The organism is Ruegeria sp. CDSA236 (assembly GCF_059611285.1).
In genome coordinates, this window is the sequence record NZ_JBXWPG010000007.1 from 12432 (window position 1) to 35479 (window position 23048).

The window sequence follows — 23048 nt, forward strand, 5'->3', positions numbered from 1 at the left end:
TCTGAGACACTTCATACCCGCGTCTTCCAAGGCGTGGGTATTTCCTTTTCCCGGTCGCCAAGACGCGTCACAAGCAGGGTGTTCCTGTTGATTTAGGGTTTTCCATGTCCTCGCCAATTTATGCAATCGGTGACATCCACGGCCAGCTCGGCATGCTGCAGGTTGCGCTGTCGCGGATCGAGGCCGATGGCGGGCCAGATGCAAAGATTGTGTTTCTGGGTGACTATGTCGACCGGGGCCCGAACAGCCGCGCCGTGCTGGACCTGCTGATCGAAGGCCAAAAGGCGGGGCGCAACTGGGTCATGGTCAAGGGCAACCACGACCGTATGATGGCTCGCTTCGTGCAAGAGCGCGAAATTGCAGATAAGCAACTACCCGTCACGCTGAGCTGGCTGAACCCACGGCTGGGTGGTCGGGAAACGCTGGCCTCCTACGGGGTGGAAGTCACGGACAATGACCGCATCTATCAGGTCCATGAACGGGCCTGTGCCGCCGTACCGCCAGCACATCTGGATTTCATCAACGCTTTGCCAGTTTACCATCAAGAGGATGAGCTGCTGTTCGTCCACGCTGGCATCAGGCCCGGTCTTCCACTGTCGCAGCAATCCGAAGATGACCTGGTTTGGATACGGCAGGAATTTTTGGTTGAATCTGGCCCGCACCCCTGGCTGATCGTGCATGGTCACACCCCTGTGGATGCGGCGGAACATTGCGGCAATCGGATCAATTTGGATGCGGGCGCGGGCTATGGTCATCCGTTGGCCACTGCCGTGTTCGAGGGCCGTGATTGCTGGTTGCTGACCGCACAGGGGCGCGCGCCGCTGAGACCTAGTCTTCGGTAAACAGGTCTTTGTAAGCTTCGCGTAGCGCGTTTTTTTGCACTTTGCCCATCGTATTGCGCGGCAATTCGTTCAGCACTATCAGCTTGCGGGGATGTTTGAATCTCGCCAGTTGGGTCTGTGCGCTTGCCATGATGGCCTCGAGGTCGGGCGACTTGTTTGGATCGGCTACCAACAGGCCTAACACGGTTTCGCCGAAATCCGGATGGGGCACGCCGATAACTGCGCTTTCCAGAACACCGAGCTGGTCGTCCAGCACCAGTTCGACCTCTTTGGGATAGATGTTGTACCCGCCCGAGATGATCAGGTCCTTGCCGCGTCCGACGATATGGACATAGCCGTCCGCGTCCACACGTCCAAGGTCGCCGGTGATAAAGAACCCGTCCTCGCGCAACTCTGCTGCGGTCTTCTCGGGCATTTCCCAATAGCCCTGAAAGACGTTGGGGCCACGCACCTCGATCATGCCGATTTCGCCCTGTGGCAAGGTTTCACCCGTCTCAGAGTCGGTCACTTTGAGCTCAACGCCCGGCAAGGGGAACCCCACGGATCCGGCGCGGCGTTCACCGTCATAGGGGTTCGAGGTGTTCATGTTGGTCTCGGTCATACCGTAGCGTTCAAGAATGCGGTGCCCGGTGCGGGCTTCAAACTGCTGATGCGTTTCGGCCAGCATTGGGGCCGAGCCCGAGATGAACAGCCGCATATGACGTGCCAGATCGCCGGTGAACCGGTCGTCATCCAACAGACGGGTGTAGAAGGTCGGAACCCCCATCATCGCGGTTGCATCAGGCAAATGCCGCAGTACCTCATCCTGATCGAATTTCGGCAGAAAGATCATCGACCCGCCCGAAGCCAGTACCACGTTGGTTGCCACGAACAGCCCATGAGTGTGAAAGATTGGCAGAGCATGCAGCAACACGTCATCGTCGGTAAACCGCCATTCCCGTACCAATGTTTCGGCATTCGACAGCAGATTGGCCTGTGACAACATCGCGCCCTTGGATCGGCCGGTCGTGCCGGACGTGTACAGGAAGGCGGCCAGATCATCCTCGGTGCGGTTGACCGGCTCGAAAGCAGGCAGCATACCCAGCGCACGCCGCATCAGGCTGCCGGATCCATCAGCGTTTAGCGTTTCAAGTCGTGCCTTCTGGGCGGCGGCGACGGGTGCCAGTCCAGCCTTATTTACATCATCGCAGACCACCAGCGCAGCGCCGCTGTTTTCGATGAAATAGCTCAGTTCGCTGACCGTATAGGCAGTGTTGAGTGGCAGAAAAACCAGACCGGTCTGCACACAAGCAGCAAACAGCGCAAGCGCTTCGGGCGACTTTTCCACCTGAACCGCAACGCGTTGTCCGGGTTCGAGCTCAAAGCCGACTAGGGTATTGGCCAACCGAGAGGCCATGTCCAAGAATTCAGAATGGGTCAGCACCTGACCGTTGGGCAGATGCAGGAAAGGCGTCTCTTTGCCCGCGTGTATGCCAAACAAGCGATCGTAAAGCGGGTTGCCCATCTACCAAGGTCCTTTCTGTCCAGTCCCGGCGAATCTGTCTTGGAATGGCGTGCTGGTAAAGCCCTGAATGGCGCAATCGGTCGCCGTTCTGTCCGCATGATGTGCCAGAGGTTGCTGCGGACAAACTGTCTTCTGGCGATCGGGGGCTATCTGCGTTAATCGCAGGTGAATTCGCCGGAGATAGACTATGTATGTTGCCACCCTGTTGACCAATCCCGAAACGCGCGCGCTGGATTTGGCGCTGGTCGAGTCGTTGCGGAATGCCTGGGGCGGGGCCGAGATCATCTGGCTCAGCCCGGATGAGGCGGCAGAGTTCGCGCTGCAGGACCTTCCGGGCAACCAGTGGGATGTCTGGGGTGATTTGCAGAAGCTTGGCGTTGACCTGATCGTGCAGCCTGCCGAGGGGCGGCGCAAAAAGATGCTGTTGGCGGATATGGACAGCACCATGATCCAGCAGGAATGCATCGACGAATTGGCGGATGAGGCCGGTGTCGGCGACCGCGTCAAGGACATCACGGCCCGCGCAATGAATGGCGAATTGGATTTCGAAGGCGCGCTGACCGAACGGGTCGGGTTGCTGAAAGGGTTGGATGAGGCTGTGATCGGCAAGGTTCTGGCCGAACGCATCACCCTGATGCCCGGCGGCAAGGTGCTGGTCGCGACGATGCGCGCCAATGGCGGCTATGCGGCGCTGGTCTCGGGCGGGTTCACGGCGTTTACTGCCAAGGTGGGCAGTGAATTGGGGTTTGACGAAAACCGTGCCAACACTCTGCTGGCCGAAAACGGCAAGCTGACCGGCGATGTGCAGCGACCGATTTTGGGACGACAGGCCAAAGTCGACGCGCTGGAACAGATTACCAAGCGTCTGGGCCTGTCCGAAAACGATGTGATCGCTGTGGGTGACGGGGCAAATGATCTGGGTATGTTGGGCCGGGCCGGAACCGGGGTTGCGCTGCATGCAAAGCCTTCGGTCGCGGAACAATGCGAAGTGCGCGTCAACCATGGCGATTTGACCGCGCTTTTGTATCTGCAGGGCTATGCGCGGCAGGAATTTGCCCAAGCCTGAAAGCCGGGGCTTCCCTTTATTTAACAAAAATGTTAAACAGCGGTCATGAGTACGCTTCTGACCACATTCTCCGCCTTGTCCGACGCCACGCGGTTTTCCATCGTTGAACAGTTGATGCAGGACGGAGAGCAGCCCGCAGGCGACCTGATCGAAGGGCGCGGTATGTCAGGTGCTGCGGTCTCGCGTCACCTGAAGGTTTTGCGTGAGGCCGGGCTGGTTCGGCAACGGGTGCAGGGTACCCAGCGGATGTATTCGATCCGCCCCGAAGGTCTGTACGCGATCGCGGAGTGGACCATTTCGAAACGACAATTCTGGGAAAGCAGTCTGGATCGTCTGGGCGATGCTATTGAAAGGGATACCTCATGGCCGATCTAAAGCTGGAACGCACGTATCCGATACCGCCAGAGGATCTGTTTGCGTGGATCAGTGTCGCAGAACGGCTGTTGCAGTGGTGGGGTCCCGAAGGGGTGCACGTGCCCGAACATACTCTCGATTTTTCGCGCGTTGGTCCGTGGTATTCGGTCATGGAGAATGGCGAGGGCCAGCGCTTTAAGGTCTCGGGCCATGTGACCCATGTCGATCCGCCCAATTCGGTTGGCTTCACCTGGGGCTGGCATGACGATCAGGATCAGCGTGGGGCCGAGAGCCATGTAACGCTGCGGATCGAAGTCGCAGGCGATGGCGCGCGGCTGGTCGTCGATCACCGCGACCTGGGCGATGACGAGATCGCCGCAAATCACGAGAAAGGCTGGACCTCGACGCTGAACAAGCTGGCCGGTCTGGCGCAATAAGTTTTCATCTGGGAGGAAAGAAATGCCACAGTTTCTGTTTGTCTATCACGGCGGCACCACGCCATCGGACCCCGCCGAGGTCGAAGCGACCATGGCCGCCTGGGGCGCCTGGTTTCAGAATATGGGCCCGGCGCTGGAGATCCCCGGAAACCCCGTGGGCCAGTCCTATACCGTCAGTTCGGGCGGTGTGGTCGACAATGGCGGTGCCAACCCGGTCTCCGGCTTTACGGTGATCAAAGCCGACAGCATCGACGCCGCCAACGAGATGGCCAAGGGATGCCCCATGGTCGTGAACGGGTCAGGCTCGGTCGAGGTGGCCGAGATTCACGAGATTGAGATGTAGCCGCCCTAGCCGGGGAATCCCGGCGCGGGTCGGATCACGCCACATTCAAGCCCGCGACGGCTGTATTGCGTGGCGTTCATAAAGGTGCGGGTGGCCGGGTGATCGGCCTCCAGTACGCCGAGGCTGACCAGAATGGCAGCAATGGCGCATTCGCTGGCACGGGTAGCGCCATCGGTGATCTTCAGCGCGACGCCCATGCGTTTTTCAGGGATGATGGCGATGAATACGGCCTCGGCCCCGGTCTTGATCGCGGCGCGCCCGTTCATGGCGCGCATCAGCTCGGTACAGGCGCGCGTCTCTCCGGCCACCAGCTCGGGATGTTTGATCATCGCCGCGGTCAGGTGTTGTGCCGCATCGCTGGCCCGGTCCGACCGGTCCGCCGCCGAGGCAAACCACGCCATCGACCGTGCCATCCCCACCAGCGAGGTGGCAAAGTTCGGGGCGGAACAGCCATCGATGCCATAGCCGGGGCTGGTTTCGCCGGTGGTTTCTTCCAGCGCGGACAAACAGGCCTGTTGAACCGGGTGGTCGATTTCAAGATATTCCGGCCCGGCACCCATATGCTGTGCTACCGTCAAAAACCCGCTATGTTTGCCCGAGCAGTTGTTGTGGATCTGACAGGGCGTGTCGTCGGCAAGTATCAGCCCGTCGCGCGCCGCCATATCCTGAGGCTCTTGCGGCCCACAGCGCAAATCGGTTTCAGCCAGGCCCAGATGGTCCAGCCAGGACGTTACCCTGTCTGTGTGAATATGCGCGCCGTTATGCGAGGCACAGGCCAATGCCAGATGCTCGCTGTTCAGCCCGTATTTCGCGGCCGCCCCAGATGTAATCAACGGCAGGGCCTGTATCATCTTGGCCGAAGACCGGGGGTAGATTATCGCCTCCGGGTCGCCCCAGCTGCGCACGATTTGACCCGTGTCATCACAGATAACCGCATGTCCCAGATGCAGGCTTTCCAGTAAAGGCCCCCGCCATAGTTCGGTCATTGCTACAGGCTGCGTCATCGGGACCCTCCTAAACATGCGCAAAAAACTGCCAACCGCCCTTTCGCCTATGGCGAAACTTGCGATAGTGTGTGTATGTCGGCAATCACCGGAAGACGCAACTTACAGACGAACCGTCAGGGTTCGCGAGCCATTCCGGTGGGTATGAGGTATTAGGTCGAGCTAGGAGGCTGGACAGATGGGATCAAAGCTCGTCCGCGTAATCGCGGGCCTGTGCGTGGCAGGGATGACAACGGCTGCAACCGCTCAGCAGGCAGACAGCACCAATAGAGTATCCGTAAACACCGACTGGAGTGTGTTTGTGGAAGAGGACCCAACCGAATGCTGGAGCGTTGCAACGCCGGATGAAACCGTCAACACGCGCGGCGGGCGCGTTGTTTCGGTGAGGCGCAGCGACATCCTGCTGTTTGTCGTGTTCAGACCTGATCCCGATGTGAAGGGGCGCGTCTCATTCACCGGGGGCTATCCGTTTGCCGCGGGATCGACCGTATCTGTATCCATCGACGGAAACAGCTTCGAATTCAGCACCGAAGGCGAATGGGCCTGGCCCGCGTCAGAGGGTGATGACCAAAAAGTAATCGCTGCCATGAAAAGCGGTACCGAAGCAGTGCTGACCGCCCGGTCCGAGCGCGGCACTCAGACCAAAGATACTTTCTCATTGCTGGGCTTCACAGCCGCTTTAGACGACGCCGAGAAACGCTGTACCAACTGAGCGCGCCAGCGCTCGGGCAGTGGCCCGGCTTGCAAAGTGGTGCCAGTTTCGCAGGATAGGACCGCCCTCCTTCATAGCTTAACTTAACGTCATCTATAAATTTGATCTGCGTCAATGCTCCGCGCTCTGAAATACTGAACTAATCGGTTCAAGCAGAGAGAAAAGGAAAGCATCGATGCAGAAGAAAGTTTTGGGCCTGTTTGTGCTGACCGCCGTCGTATTGCTGAGCGCTTGTGATAAATCCGCTGAGACATACCCGGTTTCGGGAGAGCAATGTGGGCCAAACGATCCGGTCAAAACGCTGGACGCCGAGGATTGCTTTATTCCACCAGCAGGTGCGTGATCCAATACGGCTGGCCTGGAAACGTCCGGGCGGCATAGGAGTTCGAATGACCGCGGGGTTGATCCCCCGCGGTTTTTTGTAACCTCTGGCGTCGCTGTGCTAAGCTGAACGCGTTAGTCTAACGACCCTTCGAGGAGTATGTCATGCGTTTGGTGATAATGGCTGTTTTAACCCCCACGTTGGCTGTGGCGGATCCTGCAATGGAATGCACGAACGCAAGTTCACAAGTCGAAATCGGATCTTGCGTTGCCAGTATGGAAGCGGGGGTTGAGGCTGCGCTGACCGATAGTTTTGGCTTTGCCATGGATGCAGCCAACGCGTTGGACGAGGTGACCGGACGGACAAGCGCGGCGCCTGCGATGGAGGCGGCGCAAAGCGCCTGGGTCGGGTATCGTGATGCGCAGTGCGAGGCGGTCGGCGCGTCTTTTGGTGGTGGGTCGGGAACCGGCATTGGTATCACCTCTTGCCGGATTGAATTGGGGCGCCTGCGGATTGACGAATTGCTGCGTTTTGTAAATTAGGCGCGACGAATTCTTTTGATCTTTGCGCGCAGTCCTATATAGAGGCGCATTCCAAGCCAGAATCTTCGAGACCCACCTATGTCGCCCAAAGCGCCGATCACTCAAGACGTCATGACCATCCCCCGCAAATTGCCGGAGGGGAAGGTGAACCTTGTCGGGTTGACCCGGGATCGCCTGCGCGAAACCCTGATCGAACACGGCACGCCTGAAAAACAGGCCAAGATGCGCACGGGCCAGATCTGGCAGTGGATTTACCAATGGGGTGTGCGCGACTTTGCCGAGATGACCAATCTGGCCAAAGCCTATCGCACCCAGCTGGCCGAGCATTTCGTGATCGAAATCCCCGAGGTTGTGACCCGACAGGTGTCGGAGGATGGCACACGCAAGTATCTGGTCCGTATTGCTGGCGGCCATGAGGTCGAGGTGGTTTATATTCCCGAGGACGATCGCGGCACGCTGTGTATCTCGTCTCAGGTCGGTTGCACGCTGACTTGTTCCTTCTGCCATACAGGCACGCAGAAACTGGTGCGCAACCTGACGGCGGCGGAAATTGTCGGTCAGGTGATGATGGCGCGGGATGATCTTGACGAGTGGCCGGTACCGGGAGCGCCCAAGGACGAAACCCGCCTGCTGTCGAACATCGTTCTGATGGGTATGGGCGAGCCTCTTTACAATTTTGAGAACGTCCGTGACGCGATGAAAATCGCGATGGACCCCGAAGGTATCTCGCTGTCTCGCCGCCGGATTACCCTGTCGACATCGGGCGTGGTGCCCGAGATCGCGCGTACCGCGCAGGAAATTGGCTGCCTGCTGGCAATTTCGTTCCACGCGACGACCAATGAAGTCCGCGATGTGCTGGTGCCGATCAACAAACGCTGGAATATCGAAGAGTTGCTGCAGGCTTTGGCCAGCTATCCCAAGGTTTCCAATTCGGAACGGATTACGTTTGAATACGTGATGCTTGATGGTGTGAATGACAGCGATGAGGATGCGCATCGTCTGATCGAACATATCAAGCGCCACAAAATCCCGGCTAAGATCAATCTGATCCCGTTCAACGAATGGCCCGGCGCGCCGTATAAGCGCAGCTCGAACAATCGTATTCGGGCTTTTGCCAATATCATCTATCAGGCCGGGTATGCCTCGCCCATCCGCAAGACGCGGGGCGAGGACATTATGGCGGCCTGCGGTCAGCTGAAATCGGCCACCGAACGCGCCCGTAAATCGCGCAAGCAGATTGAGGCCGAGGCCGGTCTCGACCGCGGATAAGCAGCTGAATAGACGGCGCATCACAAAATTAATTTTTGGGGCGCTGTCTATCGAATGCAAAATTTGATATGTTTCATTGGCTAGGTGTGGATGCACCAGGCTCACTTGCGCACAATAGGGTGAGTTCGGTGGCTGGCATGTGGCAAATTCGTTCACGGCGGCTACCTTGTATTTCAGCTCCGTGTGCCGATTGCGGCATAACAGGTTACGAGTTGGGTTATCTCTATGATGTTTCGATTGAAAATCCCGTACTTTAGTTTTGTTTTAGTTTTGGCTTGTGCGGCCGTCGCCGTAACTGATGCTGTTGCGCAGTCAAATGATGAGGATGCTCATCTGGCTATCGAAAATCCGGCTGATCTGACCAAGGACGACGCGCGTGAAATTTATGACTCGTTGCAGCGCCGGATGGCACGCGGCTATGCCGCAGCGCAGTTGGATCTGCTTCTGAATTACCAAAACTGGCCGCTGTACAACGATGCGCCCTATATATCTGAAACCCATGGTCGGCGATTTGTGAACAGCTATGCAAACCGGATGGCGTATAATTATGCAACCCTGACGGAAGGCGAAAAGCTTCCGGTGGGGTCTGTGCTGGCCAAGGACAGCGTGACCGTTACGGATGAGGGGAAAAGCCATCCCGGCGCGATGTTCGTCATGCAGAAACTGGCCGAGGGCGCCAACCCTGCTACGGCTGACTGGCGCTATATCATGGTCATGCCGGATGGGTCATTGTTTGGGGACACGATGGGGGATCGCGCCAACGCAGTTGCGTATTGCCACGATTGCCACGAGGCGGTTGCCGACCGAGATTACACATTCTTTGTTCCCGAAGAGTATCTGGTCGACAATTAGGCCGCTCTCACCCAAATCTCGCGGTGCCGATCACTTTGATCAGTTGCTGACGAACCGGATCTGGCTGCGCTGCGACGGCGTTCAGGACCTCTCGAAGTTCTGCGCGCAACCCATGCATCTGGTCGATCAGGGAAATCATCATCGACACTGCGTCTGCCTCCATTTCGTATTGGTCGTGCAACTCGCAGGCCAACTCCAGCCGGGCAACGTCGAGGCTGTGATAGACCAATCCGCGATCTGTTTGTTCGGGGATCACGATTTCGGCGGCCAGATATTCTGTCAATCGGGTCGAAGTCAGCCGGGCTACGGCAGTGATCAGTTCCTCTTCGGTCAGGGTGCGGGTCATGACGGCATTCCTTTGCGTGGGTCATAGCGGTGGGTTTCTCGCCATGAATCCATAAATTGCCTCAACTCATCATCGATTTGATCGGGCATTGAAATGGTCAGCTCGATCAACTGGTCGCCCCGTTCGGCCGAGCCGCGCTTCTTGACGCCCTTACCCCGCAGGCGCAGGGTTCTGCCGCTGCTGGTTCCGGCCGGAACGGTCACGTTTACGCCCCCATCGATCGTGGGCGCCGCCACTTTGCCGCCCAGCACCGCCTCATCAATCGTGATGGGCAGCGTGATGTGAATGTCATTTCCCTGACGGTCGAATACCGGATGATCCGCGACTGATACTGTCACCAGCGCATCGCCGCGCGGCCCCTCACCATAGCCAGCGGCACCCTTGCCCCGCAGGCGAATGGTCTGACCGCTTGTGATCCCTGCGGGTATCTTGACTTCGATCCGGTCCCCATCCGGCAGGGTCAGCTTCTGGCTGGCGCCGAATACCGCATCCAGAAAGCTGATCTGAAGCGTGAAGTTCAGATTGTGGCCGGGCGCGTGAAACTCGCGGCCGCCTTGCCCACCAAATCCGCCGCGACCCCGCATGAATTCGGCAAATATATCCGACATGTCGTCCGGGTCCGTCGCCTGCCCGCGATAGGGGTTGCCGGCGGCTTCGGCGTAATCGCGATAGTATTGCTGTTGCGGGCGTTCCTGTCCCGAGGCATCAATCTCACCATTGTCATAGCGTTTGCGCGTCTCAGGATCTTTCAACAGATCATAGGCCGCGGCGGCGGCCTTGAACTTGGCTTCGGCCTCGGCGTCCCCGGGTTTCAAGTCCGGATGGCATTCCTTGGCAATACGCCGATACGCTTTTTTGATTTCAGCGTCGCTGGCATCTTTGGCCACGCCAAGTGCGGCATAGGGATCGTCGCTCATCTCACCTCTCATGGATGGGGGAAGGGCTGATCATGATGAAGGTATTTTATCACGTGATTTCAACAGGTCAAAAAGAACCGGTGGCTAAATTGGTTCGCAAGTTTCGCAATCTCTGATACTATCAGGCTGTTTCATATTATTCATTGACGGAGATCAGCCGATGACGCGCAGACTTAAATCGGTTCTGGCCCTGCTGGCGGGCAATGCCATTGGGTTAATGTTGGCCGCTTTGCTACTGACCGGTTTTGCAATCAAGCCGATTTCATTCATCGTTGTGGTGATCGTCTTCACGCTGGTGCAGGTGGTGGCCGAGCCGCTGATCCTGAAGTTGGGTGAGAAAAGGGCGCCTTCGTTGAAAGGCGGGATCGCGTTGATCGTGACCTTTGTCGGCCTGCTTGTGACCGATCTGGTGACCAATGGGCTGACGGTTGGCGGAATTTCCAACCTGCTGGCTGCGACACTGCTGGTCTGGCTGGGCGCGCTGATTGCCAGCGTCGTGCTGCCGATCTACGTGTTCACCGAGCTGCGCACGCCCAAAAAGTAATTACAGTGCGTTCAGGCTGGCATCGATTGCCTGCCAAAGCTCAACCACCGGCTCGCATCCCACCGACAGACGGACAAAAGCGGGGTCAACGTCGTCGCCCCAACGGGCGCGGCGCTCGGCCGAGCTATGGACGCCGCCAAAAGACGTCGCAGGGCGCAGCATTGGACAGGTGTTGATGAAGGTTTCGGCCTTGGCCTGGGTTTCCAACGTGATCGAAAGAAGGAATCCGAACCGCGTGGTCTGAGCCTGTGCCAAGGTGTAGGATGGGTCATCTGGCAGGCCGGGATAGCGGATGTCTTTCACAGACGGATGCGCCGCCAACCGTTCCGCCAGTACCTGGGCCGAGCTGCACATCCGGTCAAACCGAACATCCAGCGTTTCCAGCCCACGATGCAGCAACCAAGCCTCGTGCGGACCGGGGATCGCGCCAGAGACACGCCGCCATTCCTCGACCCGCTCCATGACATCTGTATTGCGGCTGGCCACATGGCCCATCAGCAGATCGGAATGCCCACCCATGGCCTTGGTGTCCGAGGACACGACGATATCTACGCCCATATCCAAAGGACGCTGGCCCAGTGGTGTCATGGTTGTGTTGTCAGCAATGGTGATCCCACCAGCTGCGCGCACGGACGACGCGATGGCTGGCAGGTCCATCATATCCAGACCAGGGTTCGAGGGGCTTTCGACAAAGACCACATCGATGCCGTCGAACCCGCCTTCGGAAAAGGCGGTTGTCGGGCGTTCTGTCACGATGACACCCAGACCAGACAGAAATCGGTCGGCCAGCACGCGAGTGACGTAATAGCCATCCGACGGGATCAGGATGCGCGACCCGGCTTTGACCGTGGCAAACAACGCGGCCGAGATCGCCGCCATGCCCGACGGGAAAGCCAGGCAGGGGGCGTCTTCAAGATGGGCGAGAACCTGTTCCAGATGTTCCCAGGTTGGGTTGTTGACGCGACCGTAGAAATCATGCCCGTCCGGTGCGCCGGGCAGGTGAAACATACTGCTTTGGGTCAGGGGCAGGGCCACGGGCTCGCCCTTGGTCAGTGCGTTGCCCCGCAGATGCAGCATCTCGCCGGTCTTGCGCCCCATCGTTTAGCGCCCCGGTATTTCGTCACGGGGCGGGGTGGGTTCCCATTTCTCGATTATGTCGACCGCCTCTTGCGCGGTATCGACGAACCGGAACAGGTCTAGATCCTCGTCCGAGATGGTGCCGGCGTCGGCCAGCGCCTCCCAGTTGATGACCTTTTCCCAGAACGCGCGACCGAATAGCAGGAAGGGCACACGCTCCATACGGCCGGTTTGAATCAGGGTCAGGGACTCGAACAGCTCATCCATGGTGCCAAAGCCGCCGGGGAAGATGGTGATGGCGCGGGCGCGCATCAGGAAATGCATCTTGCGGATGGCGAAATAGTGGAAGTTAAAGCTGAGCTCGGGCGTAACGTACAGGTTCGGTGCCTGTTCATGCGGCAGCACAATGTTCAGACCGATGGAACAGCCGTTCGCATCCTGTGCGCCGCGGTTGCCAGCCTCCATCACGCCGGGGCCACCGCCGGTGACGATTACATTCTCTCGCCCGCCGGTTTCGTTCGATTTCTCGGTCATCAACCGGGCAAACTCGCGCGCTTCGTCGTAATATTCCGACAGCCCGGCCAGCGTTTCCGTCCGCGCGGTGTGTTTCTGTGACGGCTCAGGGATACGCGCGCCGCCGAACATGACGATGGTCGAGGTGATCTCACGCTCGGTCATGATCATCTCGGGCTTGAGCAGTTCCAGCTGCAGGCGCACCGGGCGCAACTCGTCCCGGCACAGGAAATCCTCATCGGCAAAGGCAAGGCGATAGGCGGGTGAGCGGGTTTGCGGGGTGTCGGGTACCTCGCTTGCGGTCGAACGGTCGGTCTGCGCGTCGCGAAACGGGCTGAGGCGGTCTTCTCTCATGGGGTAACGATCCCTGCTTGCGTGTTTTCCAAACAGCTATAGGGTTCGGGCGCAGAGTGCCAGTCACGGAAAGATGAGAATGAATTGGAAGAGCGAAATACTGGCGGCGCAACACCGCATAAGTGGCTATGCGCAGGTGACGCCAGTGGTGGAAAGCCGTGCCCTGGGGCTGGATTTTCCGGTGGAAATGAAGCTGGAGCATATGCAGCACACCGGCAGTTTCAAAGCGCGCGGGGCGTTTAACACTCTGATCAGTTCGGATGTGCCCGAGGCCGGGGTTGTGGCCGCATCGGGTGGCAATCACGGCGCAGCGGCCGCCTTTGCCGCGCAGGCGCTGGGCTATCCGGCCAAGATTTTCGTGCCCGAACTGGCGGGGCCATCCAAGATCGCGCTGATCGAACAGACCGGCGCGGATTTGAGCGTGATGCCGGGTGAATATGCCAACGCCTTGACAGCCGCGCGGGCGCATGAGGAGGCCACGGGCGCGATGCAGATTCACGCCTATGACGCCCCCGCTACGGTCGCCGGGCAGGGAACCTGCTTTGCCGAATGGGAGGCACAGGGCCTGAAAGCGGATACCGTATTGATCGCGGTGGGCGGTGGCGGTCTGATCGCCGGGGCGCTGGCCTGGCTGCAAGGCACGCGCAAGGTCGTGGCGGTTGAGCCGGAAACCTCCTGCGCGCTGAATGCAGCCCTGCAGGCGGGAGAACCGGTGGATGTGTCCGTCTCGGGCATTGCGGCAAATGCGCTGGGCGCGCGGCGGATCGGCTCGATTTGTTTCGATCTGGCACAGGGCGTGCAATCAGTTCTGGTCAGTGATGAGGCCATCGCGCAGGCGCAGAAGGTCCTGTGGCGGGCGCATCGGATTCTGGTGGAACCGGCAGGCGCAACCGCCTTGGCTGCGCTGCTTTCGGGGGCTTACACGCCAGAGCCGGGCGAACGGGTGGCGGTGCTGATCTGTGGTGGAAACATCTCACCGGACCCTCTGAACGGCTGAAACCGGAACAAACAGCCGCAAAGCGCGCGCTCAGCGTCGCATTGCAGCCAGTCCGTCGCTTGCGTATAGGCAACACAAGCGTGAACAGAATCTGCAGGGAGCCGCCAAATGTCCAACGCGCAACTGGAAGCCGCCATCGAAGCCGCCTGGGAGGCGCGAGATGCCATCACCCCCGCCACCACCGGCGAGACACGCGAAGCGATCGAAGATACGCTGAACGCGCTGGACAGCGGGTCGCTGCGGGTCGCGGAAAAGCAAGACAGCGGCGACTGGCATGTGAACCAGTGGGCGAAAAAAGCGGTTCTGCTGGGCTTTCGCATCAAGGATATGGAAATCCAGACCGGCGGCGCTCAGGACGGCGGCTGGTGGGACAAGGTAGACAGCAAGTTCGCGGGTTGGGGTGAAAACCAATGGCGGGCCGCTGGCTTTCGCGCGGTGCCGAATTGCGTCGTTCGCAAATCCGCCTTTATTGCGCCCGGCGTGGTTCTGATGCCGTCCTTTGTGAACCTGGGTGCCTATGTGGACGAGGGCACAATGGTTGATACTTGGGCCACCGTCGGGTCATGCGCGCAGATCGGCAAGAACGTCCATCTGTCGGGCGGTGTTGGGATCGGCGGCGTTCTGGAACCGATGCAGGCGGGTCCGACCATCATCGAAGACAACTGCTTTATCGGCGCCCGGTCCGAAGTGGTCGAAGGCTGCATCGTGCGCGAAGGCTCGGTTTTGGGCATGGGCGTGTTCATCGGCAAATCGACCAAGATCGTCGACCGCGAAACCGGCGAGGTCACCTATGGTGAGGTTCCGCCCTATTCGGTGGTTGTTGCGGGCTCGATGCCGTCCAAGAACAACATCAACCTCTATTGCGCTGTGATCGTGAAGCGGGTGGATGAAAAGACCCGCTCGAAAACCGGGATCAACGAATTGCTACGCGACTAAACTGGGCGCGGATCAAATAAGGGGGCTGCAGCGCGATCCGCTGCGGCCCTTTTTTTGTTATCGCTTACCCTTTGACCGGATAGCGGTCCGGTTCTTCGAACACATCAATGACGCGCGACCCGGCTTTGATCTTGCCGCCATGCTCCACTCCTGCGGGGATCGAATAGCTGTCACCGGGGCCATAGCTCTTGGTTTCATCGCCAATGGTCAGCTCAATCTCACCTTCGACCACAGTTCCCCATTGTGCCAGATGGGAATGAAGGGGCAGTTCGAAATCCTGAAGAAAGGTAAAAAACGCCACCAGCCCCGCGTCTGATCTGATCACGGCCGTTTGCACCACATCTTCGGGGAAGGGCACGTCGAGGCTTGGGAATCCTGTGATGAAATCCGGATAAGTCATGGCAACGTCCTTTTGTGATCGGTGTCAGGTTACTGCGGGCACTATGGCGGCACAGGCGATCCACTGCAATTCCCCGGCTGCTTGACCGCAGGCAGGTGCGCGGCTATGGCCCCTTGCATGGAAAAGCAAAAGAAACCTTCGCGTCAGCAGGTCTATACCCTGCTTGTGCAGATCGGTCGCAAGGATGGCGATGGCCTGCCCGACGGCGCAACCGGGGCGGCATTGATGTGTTTTGCCAGCGGCGTCGACGAGGCCGAGGCCGTGCGCGAAACGGTGGCGATCCTGAAACAGGCAGATACCGCGCCTTTGGATGTCACAGGCTATGGCACTTTGGCCGAACGTGAGGCGCAAGGTCACGAGATCGACCCGGATGAACGGGCCCTAATGCAGCGCGCACTGGATGAAAATGCAGTGATCGTGGCGCAGATGACCCCGTTTTTCGGGGATGAAGAGACGGCTTAGTTCCGCGCCCCAAACCACTTGCGATAAATCTCGTCATAGGTGCCGTCTTCGCGCAGCGCCAGCAGCGCCTGGTTGACGTCTTCGACCAGCGGGGACCCGGTGGGGAAGGCAATACCGTAATTCTCGCGCAGGAATATACCGCCTGTCATCGAGGCAATCCGGCGTCCTTCATGGGCGGCGAAATAGGACAGGATCGGCGCGTCGAACACTATGGCGTCCAGTTCCTCGTTGCGAAAAGCTTCAAGCATGGGGTCGAGCCCATCATAGTTGGTAAACTCGATCTCGCGGCGGTTCAGGAAGTTAGCAGCGGTTGAATTCGAGATTGTTCCGACCTCTTTGCCGTAAAGGTCATTTATCGAATTCACGCTGCCACTGATTGCATCCACTGTCATGACCGAGGTGATCCGCGCGGTGAAGACCGAGACGATAAACAGCGAAGACACAACCAGCACTACACCCAGAATTCGACCAAATGGCGTTCGCGGCATTCGTTCCTCAAACCCGCCATTGACCACCAGGTTCAAGGCCCACCAGAATGAGGGGAACCAGGCCTCGTCTAGCTTGCGGTCGAAATAGGGCTGCGAGCGGCGCTCGAACACCCACATCAGCATGCCGCCGCCAAGAAGGATTGCAAAGGCGAGCCCGATAGCAATAAACAATTCGCGCGACAGTAACGCATGTAGCAGTGACGGGCGGCGCACCGCGTCCGATGGCACCATGATCTGCAAACCAGCCTCGAAAATCGGCTGGCTGAAGTCCATCTGCGTTTCTCGCGAGGCAGTGATCGAGATATTGGCGATGGCCAGATCGGCGGATCTGTTCTGCACTGCGCCCAGCATGTCGCCAAAGGCGTCGGAACGCTGGATGGAATAGTCCCAATTCAGGGATTCAGCCAACGCCTCAAGCAGGTCCATCGAGAATCCGGTTTGGGCTCCATCTTCGACAAAAGAAAACGGAGGCCGTGTCACGGTCGAAACCGTCAGCGTCTGGGCCTGGCTTTGCTGGCCGAGAACGGCGAAAGTCAGGCAGATCAATGCGAAAAGAGCACGTGTCATCGTAAAATCACCTGTTTCGCGGCCCTCTAGCGCATATTCGAACCGGCAGACAAGGCAATCGCAGCGTAAGGCCCCATGTTTTCCGGGGGTGTCAGTTCGATACAATGTGGAAAAAGCCCGCGGTTTCTGGCCTGTTGGGGTTGGCAATCGGGCCAATTCGTTGAATCTGTGCACGAACCTGAAAGAAATTTTATGGAAAGGGCCCACCATGACAGATCCGATTGCGTTGACGGCCGACCTGATCCGTTGCCCATCGGTCACACCTGAAGAAGGTGGTGCCCTTGTCCTGCTGCAGGATGTCCTGTCACAGGCGGGGTTTGATTGTACCCGTGTTGATCGCGCCGGCATCAGCAATCTGTTTGCGCGATGGGGTGCAAAAGGTCACGCCCGAAGCTTTGGTTTCAACGGTCACACCGATGTTGTTCCGGTGGGCGACGAGGCCGCTTGGACCACACCGCCTTTCGGGGCAGAAATCCGGGAAGGGTTCATGTATGGGCGCGGGACCACTGACATGAAATCGGGTGTGGCGGCCTTTGCAGCGGCGGCAGTGGATTTTGTACGCGATACGCCGCCCGACGGGGCGATCATCCTGACGATCACGGGTGACGAAGAGGCTGATGCGCTGCATGGCACCACCGCCCTGCTTGACCATATGGATCAATGCGGCGAGCGGATGAGCGTCTGCCTGGTCGGTGAACCCACCTGCCCAAACAGGATGGGTGAAATGATGAAGATTGGCCGTCGCGGCTCGATGACCGCCTGGTTTACCGTAACAGGTGTGCAGGGCCATTCGGCCTATCCGCACCGGGCAAAGAATCCTCTGCCCGCCATGGCCCGGCTGATGGACAGGCTGGCCAGTCACGAGTTGGACCGGGGATCTGATCATTTTGACGCCTCGACGCTGGCGGTTGTGGCGATCGACACGGGTAATTCCGCCACGAATGTCATCCCGGCACAGTGCAGCGGGACCGTGAACATCCGGTTCAACGACCTGCATTCCGGCGCCAGCCTCAGCGATTGGCTGCAAGCGCAGGCGCGCGATGTAGCCGCCGCGTTTGGCGTTGATGTTGCTGTGCGGATCAAAATATCGGGCGAAAGCTTTCTGACCCCTCCTGGCCCTCTGTCGGAATTGGTGGCCAAAGCGGTTGCGGCTGAAACCGGGGTCACGCCCGAGATGTCGACAACCGGAGGTACTTCGGACGCACGTTTCGTCAAAGATCATTGTCCGGTTGTCGAATTTGGTTTGGTCGGCAAAACCATGCATCAGGTGGATGAATGCGTTGAGGTGGCGCAGATTGAACAGCTCAAGGCGGTCTATACCCGTATCCTGACCGACTATTTTTCCTGATTCATGCAGCGCACCCTGGTGATCATGGTGAAAGAACCGCGCCCGGGCCGTGTCAAAACCCGGTTGGGGCACGATATCGGTATGGTTGGTGCGGCGTGGTGGTTTCGCCATCAGACCCGGTCGCTGATCCGGCGTCTGCGCGATCCGCGCTGGCAGATCGTGCTGGCGGTCTCGCCGGATCGTGAAGGGTTGACCAGCCGCATCTGGCCCGCCGACCTGCCGCGTGCGCCACAGGGTCGAGGGGATCTGGGCGATCGTATGGGGCGGATGCTGCGGGAAATGCCAACAGGGCCAGTCTGTCTGATCGGTGCGGATATCCCGGGGGTTGCACGGGAGCATATCGCGCGCGCGTTCCGGGCATTGGGGCGCAACCAGATGGTGTTTGGTCCGGCCCCGGATGGCGGATATTGGTTGGTCGGGGCGCAACGCATTGGTGCCCTGCCGCACAGCCTGTTTCAAAACGTGCGCTGGTCGACGGAACATGCCCTGGCCGACACGCTGGCCTCGATCCCCGGATGCCGGGTGGCGATGCTGGATCAGCTGCGTGATGTCGATACGGTTGCCGATCTGCGAGCCTGACCCTTTTTGGTCATGACGCCGCCGCATCTCCGTGATAGGCCGAAATCATGACTCGCATCCCTACCAAGCAAGAGGTCCTCGATTGGATCTCGGCGAACCCCACCCTGACCTCGAAACGCGACATTGCTAAAGCCTTTGGCATCAAGGGCGCGGATCGGATCGACCTGAAACGGATCCTCAAGGAACTTGAGGCCGAAGGGCATCTGGAAAAGCGCAATCGCAGCTATCGAGACCCGGACCGGTTGCCGCCTGTCAGCGTGCTGCAGGTGAAGGCCCCGAACGCCGATGGTGATCTGTTCGCACGGCCCTTGGAGTGGCATGGCGAAGGGGTCGAGCCGGTTGTTCTGATGATCACCCGCGCCAGCGATCCTGCGCTGGGTGAAGGCGACCGCATTCTGGCCCGTCTGACCGTGGTGCATGAGGAAGACCATAATTACGAGGCCCGCCTGATTCGCCGGATCGGAACCAACCCGCGCAAGATCGTTGGTATCTTCCGCAAAGGGACCGAGGGCGGACGGATCGTGCCCATCGACAAGGCCGGACAGAACGAGTGGCTGGTCAATGAAGGTGCGTTGCTTGGTGCAAAAGACGGTGAGCTGGTCGAGGCAGAACAGGCCGGGCCCAAAACCCGCATGGGCCTGCCACGTGCCCGCATTGTCGAACGGCTGGGCGACCCGTCAGCCCCCAAGGCCGTGTCGCTGATCGCCATTCATCAGCATGGCATTCCCGATGACTTCCCCGACACGGTGATTGCCGAGGCCGACAAGGCCAAACCCGCTGGTCTGAAAGGGCGCGAAGACCTGCGCGATATGCCGCTGCTGACCATCGACCCCTCGGATGCGCGCGATCATGATGACGCCTGTTATGCGCATGCGGATGAGGATACGAAGAATCCCGGTGGACATGTCATCTGGGTCGCTATCGCCGATGTTGCCGCCTATGTGCAGCCCGGTACCGCTCTGGACCGCGAGGCGCGCAAGCGCGGCAACTCCAGCTATTTCCCTGACCGTGTGGTGCCAATGCTGCCGGACCGGTTGTCCGGTGATTTGTGTTCGTTGCACGAAGGCGTCCCGCGCGCGTGTATCGCCGTGCGGATGCAGATCGACGCCGAGGGCAACAAGATCGGCCACCGGTTCGTGCGGGGGCTTATGCGCTCCGCCGCCTCGCTGCATTATGCCGAGGTGCAGGAGGCCATCGATGGTGCCCCCAATGACCGCACCGGGCCTCTGTTAGAGACCGTATTGAAGCCGCTCTATGCTGCTTATGCTGCACTGAAAAAGGCGCGGGGTGTGCGGCAACCGCTGGAACTGGACCTGCCGGAACGCAAGATTATCCTGAGCGATACGGGCGATGTTCAAAGCGTGGCGTTCCGCGACCGTCTGGACGCGCATAAGCTGATCGAAGAGTTCATGATCCTCGCCAATGTCGCTGCGGCTGAAACCCTGATCGCCAAGCGCCGCCCGCTGCTGTTCCGTGTCCACGAAGAACCAGCACCCGAGAAGCTGGAAAGCCTGCGGGAAACGGCTCAGGCGGCGGGGTTGAATTTGGCCAAGGGGCAGGTGTTGCAGACCCGCCACCTGAACGCACTGCTGAATGCGGCTGCGGGCACCGAGGATGCAGAGTTGATCAACCTGACCACCCTGCGGTCGATGGCGCAGGCCTATTACAACGCTGAAAATTTCGGCCATTTCGGGCTGGCGCTGCGGAATTACGCGCATTTCACCTCGCCCATCCGGCGCTATGCCGACCTGATCGTGCACCGCGCGCTGATCTCGGCCCATGGCTGGGGTGCCGATGGGCTGACCGAGGATGAGATCGCCCGGCTGGACGAAACTGCCACTCATATCTCGGATACCGAACGCCGCTCGATGATGGCGGAACGAGATACGACCGACCGGTATCTGGCGGCTTATCTGAGCGAGCGTGTTGGGACTGAGTTCTCGGGTCGGATCAGTGGTATCGCCCGGTTTGGGGCTTTCGTGAAAATGGACGAGACCGGCGCGGACGGTCTGGTACCGGTGCGATCCTTGGGGCGCGAGTTCTTCCATTTCGACCGCGAGGCCGGAACCCTGATGGGGTCGGACACCGGGCTGATCATAGCCATCGGCCAACGCGTCACCGTGCGTCTGACCGAGGCGACACCTGTGACGGGCGGGCTGGAGTTGGAGCTGTTGTCGATCGACGATCAGGCCCTGCCGACGGGGCGCGGAGGGGCATCCAAGCGCCCAACGCGACGCAAGGCGGTCAGCACCAAGCGCAAGAAGGACAAGATCAAGCGCAAGGTGGAACGCAAACGCCGTCAGAAGTGAATTCGCATCTCGGGAACAAGGCGCATGTAAGTCAGCCTTTTGCGGGAAGGTGATAGGTCAACGCGCGGGCTATCAGCCAGCCATGGCGGGTGGCGTCGATCTGATCCGGATCATCAAACAGAACTGCCCGGTTGCCGTCTATCCGATCTTCGCCCGGAAAGGCCGAGGTGAAATCGCCCATCAACCGGCTTTGGCAATGCACGAACAGGGCAAAGCGGGCCGCTTTGTGCCCGCCCAATCGGATCGTGGATCCCTTGGGCGCCAGATAGGCGGGCTGCCCCCAGCGCAATGCCTCTTGCAACGGCTGCGCGCGGGGCAACGAAGTGGCGGTTTCCAGGATCAACTGACGCAGCGCAAGCGCCCCGGCACGTGTGCCTTCGGGCAGGGCATGATAGGCCGCTGCCACTGCGGGATCGTCAAATTGTGTCATGACAGCGGTATCGCCTGCTCCATCCGGTCTATGTAGTCGCTCAACAGCTTATCCTGTTTGATCCGCTGGGTCAGCGGTGTATTGGCTGGCGTCGCGCGCATCGCGGCAAGCATGGGGGCCATGCTCATATCCACTGCGGTCGGGGTTTCTCCCATCAAATAGGTCGACTGCCATAGATAGGCCGAGATCGCCTCAAGATCGCGTTCCAGCCTGTCCTGACGTTCCGCATCTGAGAATCGAGAGACGCCCTGAAACCCCAATCCTTTAACAACGGTCTTGCGGATAGAATTGGCAACCGGTTTGCGGATCAGGGTGGGGATGCCTGTGAAAAAGGTCTTGTACAGGGTTGGCCAGACTTCGTCATTCGCCCAACGGTCCTGAACGATCTGAAAATACAAATGTTCCTCAGCCAGGCGGATCAGAGCACGAGATTGGGCTTTTTGCAGATCGCTCAGCCCGTGATCAAAATCGGTGCCTTGTGTCTCAAGCCAGTCGCGGATCAGGTCGCTGTCGGGGATCAGACGCTGGGGCGTGCGCAGAACCGGCAGCTTTTGATGCGGCATCTTGCGCGGGTCAAGAAGGTCAGATCGCTGCCAGCGTTGGCCCGATGTTTGCAGCATTAGTGCGGTTTTCACGCAAAACGGGCTGGCGCTGAACAGGCCAAAGGCAGAGGGGTAGGTCAAAAGGGTCAGCATCTTGGGCTCCATCATGGGGATATGTGATGGGTACGCCGGCCTAATGACAATTTCTGTCATTAGAGATAAAGTAACCTGCATTATGACCCGCACCGCCCGTTTGTTCCAATTAATGCAATCCTTGCGCTCTGGCCCGTCGCCAAGAACGTCGATTGAGCTGGCTCAGGATCTGGGCGTTTCGCCGCGCACGATTCACCGAGACATCGATTCATTGCGCAGCCTCGGCGCTGTGATCGACGGAGAGGCGGGGTTCGGGTTCACCCTGATCGAGGACGCCACCCTGCCACCGCTTGGCTTCACCGATGATGAGCTTGAGGCCCTGGTGCTTGGCCTGCGCGAGGTACAATCCATTGGTGATCCCGGCCTCTCTGAGGCTGCCAGCGAAGTTCTGCGCAAGCTGCAGGGTCGTTTGCCACCGCGCCAGTCCCAACGCCTCAGCCATGCGGTGCTGACCGCCACACGGTTTGACCGGCCGGCGAAACCAACGGTGGATGTCGCTGAACTGCGGCGGGCCACCTGGGACGAACAGACGATCGAATTTTCCTATTGGGATGCCAAAGGCGACGAGACCCATCGCTGCGTAAATCCGTTGAGCATCGTTTACATGGACCGCGCCAGCGTGCTGATCAGCTGGTGTCTGTTGCGGCAGGATTTCCGCGTGTTTCGGTTGGATCGCATGCAAGAGATGCAGATTACCGGGGCCTCGTTCCGGCCCAATCGGGTCCCCCTGCTGCGCGAAGCTCTGAACCGGCTGCGGTCCGAGCGAGAGGCGAGAGACCGCGACTCGGAAAGCTGAGCGCTTTGAGATTTGCCGTTTTTGCGCTATCCTGTGGTTGAGC

At 59.3% G+C, this 23048-nt stretch carries 28 protein-coding genes; 18 read left to right on the plus strand and 10 right to left on the minus strand.

Annotated elements, in window-relative coordinates; genetic code table 11:
- The first annotated feature begins 104 nt into the window (after nucleotides 1-104).
- Nucleotides 105-842 (plus strand): metallophosphoesterase family protein, encoded by a 738-nt coding sequence (locus AC2FLB_RS12490; RefSeq protein WP_282021998.1) that lies wholly within the window; start codon nucleotides 105-107, stop codon nucleotides 840-842.
- Here the strand turns inward: AC2FLB_RS12490 and AC2FLB_RS12495 are convergent.
- The gene (locus AC2FLB_RS12495) at nucleotides 829-2346 is read right to left on the minus strand and encodes a malonate--CoA ligase (protein ID WP_496709361.1); all 1518 of its coding nucleotides are present in this window, start codon (nucleotides 2344-2346) and stop codon (nucleotides 829-831) included. The genes AC2FLB_RS12490 and AC2FLB_RS12495 overlap by 14 nt on opposite strands.
- A 187-nt stretch (nucleotides 2347-2533) precedes the next feature.
- Between AC2FLB_RS12495 and serB the strand changes: the two genes are divergently transcribed.
- From serB to AC2FLB_RS12515, 4 genes are read left to right on the plus strand one after another with little or no spacing between them, the layout of a single operon-like run.
- Nucleotides 2534-3412, plus strand: a complete 879-nt coding sequence (gene serB / locus AC2FLB_RS12500; protein WP_282021996.1) for a phosphoserine phosphatase SerB — start codon at nucleotides 2534-2536, stop codon at nucleotides 3410-3412.
- Nucleotides 3413-3457: 45 nt separating this feature from the next.
- The gene (locus AC2FLB_RS12505) at nucleotides 3458-3787 is read left to right on the plus strand and encodes an ArsR/SmtB family transcription factor (protein ID WP_282021995.1); all 330 of its coding nucleotides are present in this window, start codon (nucleotides 3458-3460) and stop codon (nucleotides 3785-3787) included.
- Nucleotides 3775-4203, plus strand: coding sequence for an SRPBCC family protein (locus tag AC2FLB_RS12510; RefSeq protein ID WP_496703253.1), 429 nt, complete (start codon nucleotides 3775-3777; stop codon nucleotides 4201-4203). The genes AC2FLB_RS12505 and AC2FLB_RS12510 overlap by 13 nt, the downstream gene beginning before the upstream one ends.
- A 22-nt stretch (nucleotides 4204-4225) precedes the next feature.
- Nucleotides 4226-4546: a YciI family protein gene (locus AC2FLB_RS12515; protein ID WP_496677859.1), complete on the plus strand. Its 321-nt coding sequence runs from the start codon at nucleotides 4226-4228 to the stop codon at nucleotides 4544-4546.
- A gap of 5 nt (nucleotides 4547-4551) precedes the next feature.
- Here AC2FLB_RS12515 and AC2FLB_RS12520 read toward each other — a convergent pair whose 3' ends face one another.
- Nucleotides 4552-5550 (minus strand): asparaginase, encoded by a 999-nt coding sequence (locus AC2FLB_RS12520; RefSeq protein ID WP_496677858.1) that lies wholly within the window; start codon nucleotides 5548-5550, stop codon nucleotides 4552-4554.
- Nucleotides 5551-5728: 178 nt separating this feature from the next.
- Here AC2FLB_RS12520 and AC2FLB_RS12525 point away from each other — a divergent pair, with 178 nt between their 5' ends.
- From AC2FLB_RS12525 to AC2FLB_RS12545, 5 genes are all read left to right on the plus strand, one after another.
- Entirely contained in the window at nucleotides 5729-6262 is a 534-nt protein-coding gene (locus tag AC2FLB_RS12525) for an invasion associated locus B family protein (RefSeq protein WP_142637215.1), read from the plus strand.
- A 175-nt stretch (nucleotides 6263-6437) separates the two neighbouring features.
- Nucleotides 6438-6605 carry a hypothetical protein gene (locus tag AC2FLB_RS12530; RefSeq protein WP_185956689.1) on the plus strand — a complete coding sequence of 56 codons (168 nt, stop codon included), beginning with the start codon at nucleotides 6438-6440 and terminating at the stop codon, nucleotides 6603-6605.
- A 143-nt stretch (nucleotides 6606-6748) separates the two neighbouring features.
- Nucleotides 6749-7126 (plus strand): lysozyme inhibitor LprI family protein, encoded by a 378-nt coding sequence (locus tag AC2FLB_RS12535; protein ID WP_246097235.1) that lies wholly within the window; start codon nucleotides 6749-6751, stop codon nucleotides 7124-7126.
- 78 nt (nucleotides 7127-7204) lie between these two features.
- Nucleotides 7205-8395, plus strand: a complete 1191-nt coding sequence (gene rlmN, locus AC2FLB_RS12540; protein ID WP_142637213.1) for a dual-specificity RNA methyltransferase RlmN — start codon at nucleotides 7205-7207, stop codon at nucleotides 8393-8395.
- 228 nt (nucleotides 8396-8623) lie between these two features.
- Nucleotides 8624-9247: a cytochrome P460 family protein gene (locus AC2FLB_RS12545; protein WP_496692559.1), complete on the plus strand. Its 624-nt coding sequence runs from the start codon at nucleotides 8624-8626 to the stop codon at nucleotides 9245-9247.
- A 7-nt stretch (nucleotides 9248-9254) separates the two neighbouring features.
- On the opposite strand, the gene AC2FLB_RS12550 is transcribed toward AC2FLB_RS12545, so the two are convergent.
- Both AC2FLB_RS12550 and AC2FLB_RS12555 read right to left on the minus strand, forming a co-directional pair.
- Complete coding sequence (locus AC2FLB_RS12550) at nucleotides 9255-9593, minus strand: hypothetical protein (protein ID WP_281973035.1); 339 nt, start codon at nucleotides 9591-9593, stop codon at nucleotides 9255-9257.
- The gene (locus AC2FLB_RS12555; RefSeq protein WP_271949567.1) at nucleotides 9590-10510 is read right to left on the minus strand and encodes a DnaJ C-terminal domain-containing protein; all 921 of its coding nucleotides are present in this window, start codon (nucleotides 10508-10510) and stop codon (nucleotides 9590-9592) included. Before AC2FLB_RS12555 ends, AC2FLB_RS12550 begins: the two co-directional genes overlap by 4 nt.
- 160 nt (nucleotides 10511-10670) lie before the next feature.
- Between AC2FLB_RS12555 and AC2FLB_RS12560 the strand changes: the two genes are divergently transcribed.
- On the plus strand, nucleotides 10671-11054 hold the full coding sequence (locus tag AC2FLB_RS12560; protein ID WP_142637207.1) for a hypothetical protein: 384 nt from the start codon (nucleotides 10671-10673) through the stop codon (nucleotides 11052-11054).
- Here AC2FLB_RS12560 and AC2FLB_RS12565 read toward each other — a convergent pair whose 3' ends face one another.
- Nucleotides 11055-12152 (minus strand): cystathionine gamma-lyase, encoded by a 1098-nt coding sequence (locus tag AC2FLB_RS12565; protein ID WP_496709362.1) that lies wholly within the window; start codon nucleotides 12150-12152, stop codon nucleotides 11055-11057.
- A gap of 3 nt (nucleotides 12153-12155) precedes the next feature.
- Complete coding sequence (locus AC2FLB_RS12570; RefSeq protein WP_142637203.1) at nucleotides 12156-12998, minus strand: LOG family protein; 843 nt, start codon at nucleotides 12996-12998, stop codon at nucleotides 12156-12158.
- Between the two features lie 79 nt (nucleotides 12999-13077).
- Here AC2FLB_RS12570 and AC2FLB_RS12575 point away from each other — a divergent pair, with 79 nt between their 5' ends.
- Nucleotides 13078-13995: a threonine/serine dehydratase gene (locus AC2FLB_RS12575; RefSeq protein ID WP_496709363.1), complete on the plus strand. Its 918-nt coding sequence runs from the start codon at nucleotides 13078-13080 to the stop codon at nucleotides 13993-13995.
- A gap of 108 nt (nucleotides 13996-14103) precedes the next feature.
- A complete protein-coding gene (dapD, locus tag AC2FLB_RS12580; RefSeq protein ID WP_271949578.1) occupies nucleotides 14104-14931 on the plus strand; it encodes a 2,3,4,5-tetrahydropyridine-2,6-dicarboxylate N-succinyltransferase in 828 nt (275 codons plus the stop codon).
- Between the two features lie 64 nt (nucleotides 14932-14995).
- Here the strand turns inward: dapD and AC2FLB_RS12585 are convergent, their stop codons facing one another.
- Complete coding sequence (locus AC2FLB_RS12585; RefSeq protein WP_142637196.1) at nucleotides 14996-15331, minus strand: cupin domain-containing protein; 336 nt, start codon at nucleotides 15329-15331, stop codon at nucleotides 14996-14998.
- Between the two features lie 117 nt (nucleotides 15332-15448).
- On the opposite strand from AC2FLB_RS12585, the gene AC2FLB_RS12590 reads away from it, so the two are divergent.
- The gene (locus AC2FLB_RS12590; protein ID WP_039539567.1) at nucleotides 15449-15793 is read left to right on the plus strand and encodes a DUF8846 family protein; all 345 of its coding nucleotides are present in this window, start codon (nucleotides 15449-15451) and stop codon (nucleotides 15791-15793) included.
- Here AC2FLB_RS12590 and AC2FLB_RS12595 read toward each other — a convergent pair.
- Entirely contained in the window at nucleotides 15790-16848 is a 1059-nt protein-coding gene (locus AC2FLB_RS12595; protein ID WP_142637194.1) for a transporter substrate-binding domain-containing protein, read from the minus strand. The two genes, AC2FLB_RS12590 and AC2FLB_RS12595, sit on opposite strands and share 4 nt — an antisense overlap.
- A 208-nt stretch (nucleotides 16849-17056) precedes the next feature.
- Here AC2FLB_RS12595 and dapE point away from each other — a divergent pair, with 208 nt between their 5' ends.
- Genes dapE through rnr form a run of 3 tightly spaced genes read left to right on the plus strand, consistent with a single transcriptional unit; the run spans nucleotide 17057 to nucleotide 21084 of the window.
- Nucleotides 17057-18196: a succinyl-diaminopimelate desuccinylase gene (gene dapE / locus AC2FLB_RS12600; RefSeq protein WP_496709364.1), complete on the plus strand. Its 1140-nt coding sequence runs from the start codon at nucleotides 17057-17059 to the stop codon at nucleotides 18194-18196.
- A 3-nt stretch (nucleotides 18197-18199) separates the two neighbouring features.
- Nucleotides 18200-18775, plus strand: a complete 576-nt coding sequence (locus tag AC2FLB_RS12605; protein ID WP_496709365.1) for a TIGR04282 family arsenosugar biosynthesis glycosyltransferase — start codon at nucleotides 18200-18202, stop codon at nucleotides 18773-18775.
- 47 nt (nucleotides 18776-18822) lie between these two features.
- A complete protein-coding gene (gene rnr, locus AC2FLB_RS12610; RefSeq protein WP_496692552.1) occupies nucleotides 18823-21084 on the plus strand; it encodes a ribonuclease R in 2262 nt (753 codons plus the stop codon).
- Between the two features lie 31 nt (nucleotides 21085-21115).
- Here the strand turns inward: rnr and AC2FLB_RS12615 are convergent, their stop codons facing one another.
- Nucleotides 21116-21514: a DUF1801 domain-containing protein gene (locus tag AC2FLB_RS12615; protein ID WP_281995448.1), complete on the minus strand. Its 399-nt coding sequence runs from the start codon at nucleotides 21512-21514 to the stop codon at nucleotides 21116-21118.
- Nucleotides 21511-22209, minus strand: coding sequence for a glutathione S-transferase family protein (locus AC2FLB_RS12620; RefSeq protein WP_496709366.1), 699 nt, complete (start codon nucleotides 22207-22209; stop codon nucleotides 21511-21513). Before AC2FLB_RS12620 ends, AC2FLB_RS12615 begins: the two co-directional genes overlap by 4 nt.
- Nucleotides 22210-22291: 82 nt before the next feature.
- On the opposite strand from AC2FLB_RS12620, the gene AC2FLB_RS12625 reads away from it, so the two are divergent.
- Nucleotides 22292-23005: a helix-turn-helix transcriptional regulator gene (locus AC2FLB_RS12625; protein ID WP_496692550.1), complete on the plus strand. Its 714-nt coding sequence runs from the start codon at nucleotides 22292-22294 to the stop codon at nucleotides 23003-23005.
- Nucleotides 23006-23048 lie beyond the last annotated feature (43 nt).

Coding starts and splice junctions, on each gene's coding strand:
- AC2FLB_RS12495 (WP_496709361.1), bottom strand. CDS start 2,346: ATGGGCAACCCGCTTTACGATCGCTTGTTTGGCATACACGCGGGCAAA.
- AC2FLB_RS12595 (WP_142637194.1), bottom strand. CDS start 16,848: ATGACACGTGCTCTTTTCGCATTGATCTGCCTGACTTTCGCCGTTCTC.
- AC2FLB_RS12615 (WP_281995448.1), bottom strand. CDS start 21,514: ATGACACAATTTGACGATCCCGCAGTGGCAGCGGCCTATCATGCCCTG.
- rlmN (WP_142637213.1), top strand. CDS start 7,205: ATGTCGCCCAAAGCGCCGATCACTCAAGACGTCATGACCATCCCCCGC.
- AC2FLB_RS12515 (WP_496677859.1), top strand. CDS start 4,226: ATGCCACAGTTTCTGTTTGTCTATCACGGCGGCACCACGCCATCGGAC.
- dapD (WP_271949578.1), top strand. CDS start 14,104: ATGTCCAACGCGCAACTGGAAGCCGCCATCGAAGCCGCCTGGGAGGCG.
- AC2FLB_RS12510 (WP_496703253.1), top strand. CDS start 3,775: ATGGCCGATCTAAAGCTGGAACGCACGTATCCGATACCGCCAGAGGAT.
- AC2FLB_RS12535 (WP_246097235.1), top strand. CDS start 6,749: ATGCGTTTGGTGATAATGGCTGTTTTAACCCCCACGTTGGCTGTGGCG.
- AC2FLB_RS12570 (WP_142637203.1), bottom strand. CDS start 12,998: ATGAGAGAAGACCGCCTCAGCCCGTTTCGCGACGCGCAGACCGACCGT.
- AC2FLB_RS12620 (WP_496709366.1), bottom strand. CDS start 22,209: ATGCTGACCCTTTTGACCTACCCCTCTGCCTTTGGCCTGTTCAGCGCC.
- AC2FLB_RS12550 (WP_281973035.1), bottom strand. CDS start 9,593: ATGACCCGCACCCTGACCGAAGAGGAACTGATCACTGCCGTAGCCCGG.
- AC2FLB_RS12560 (WP_142637207.1), top strand. CDS start 10,671: ATGACGCGCAGACTTAAATCGGTTCTGGCCCTGCTGGCGGGCAATGCC.
- AC2FLB_RS12555 (WP_271949567.1), bottom strand. CDS start 10,510: ATGAGCGACGATCCCTATGCCGCACTTGGCGTGGCCAAAGATGCCAGC.
- AC2FLB_RS12525 (WP_142637215.1), top strand. CDS start 5,729: ATGGGATCAAAGCTCGTCCGCGTAATCGCGGGCCTGTGCGTGGCAGGG.
- AC2FLB_RS12565 (WP_496709362.1), bottom strand. CDS start 12,152: ATGGGGCGCAAGACCGGCGAGATGCTGCATCTGCGGGGCAACGCACTG.
- AC2FLB_RS12590 (WP_039539567.1), top strand. CDS start 15,449: ATGGAAAAGCAAAAGAAACCTTCGCGTCAGCAGGTCTATACCCTGCTT.
- AC2FLB_RS12505 (WP_282021995.1), top strand. CDS start 3,458: ATGAGTACGCTTCTGACCACATTCTCCGCCTTGTCCGACGCCACGCGG.
- AC2FLB_RS12520 (WP_496677858.1), bottom strand. CDS start 5,550: ATGACGCAGCCTGTAGCAATGACCGAACTATGGCGGGGGCCTTTACTG.
- AC2FLB_RS12585 (WP_142637196.1), bottom strand. CDS start 15,331: ATGACTTATCCGGATTTCATCACAGGATTCCCAAGCCTCGACGTGCCC.
- AC2FLB_RS12545 (WP_496692559.1), top strand. CDS start 8,624: ATGTTTCGATTGAAAATCCCGTACTTTAGTTTTGTTTTAGTTTTGGCT.
- AC2FLB_RS12605 (WP_496709365.1), top strand. CDS start 18,200: ATGCAGCGCACCCTGGTGATCATGGTGAAAGAACCGCGCCCGGGCCGT.
- AC2FLB_RS12575 (WP_496709363.1), top strand. CDS start 13,078: ATGAATTGGAAGAGCGAAATACTGGCGGCGCAACACCGCATAAGTGGC.
- AC2FLB_RS12530 (WP_185956689.1), top strand. CDS start 6,438: ATGCAGAAGAAAGTTTTGGGCCTGTTTGTGCTGACCGCCGTCGTATTG.
- rnr (WP_496692552.1), top strand. CDS start 18,823: ATGACTCGCATCCCTACCAAGCAAGAGGTCCTCGATTGGATCTCGGCG.
- serB (WP_282021996.1), top strand. CDS start 2,534: ATGTATGTTGCCACCCTGTTGACCAATCCCGAAACGCGCGCGCTGGAT.
- dapE (WP_496709364.1), top strand. CDS start 17,057: ATGACAGATCCGATTGCGTTGACGGCCGACCTGATCCGTTGCCCATCG.
- AC2FLB_RS12490 (WP_282021998.1), top strand. CDS start 105: ATGTCCTCGCCAATTTATGCAATCGGTGACATCCACGGCCAGCTCGGC.
- AC2FLB_RS12625 (WP_496692550.1), top strand. CDS start 22,292: ATGACCCGCACCGCCCGTTTGTTCCAATTAATGCAATCCTTGCGCTCT.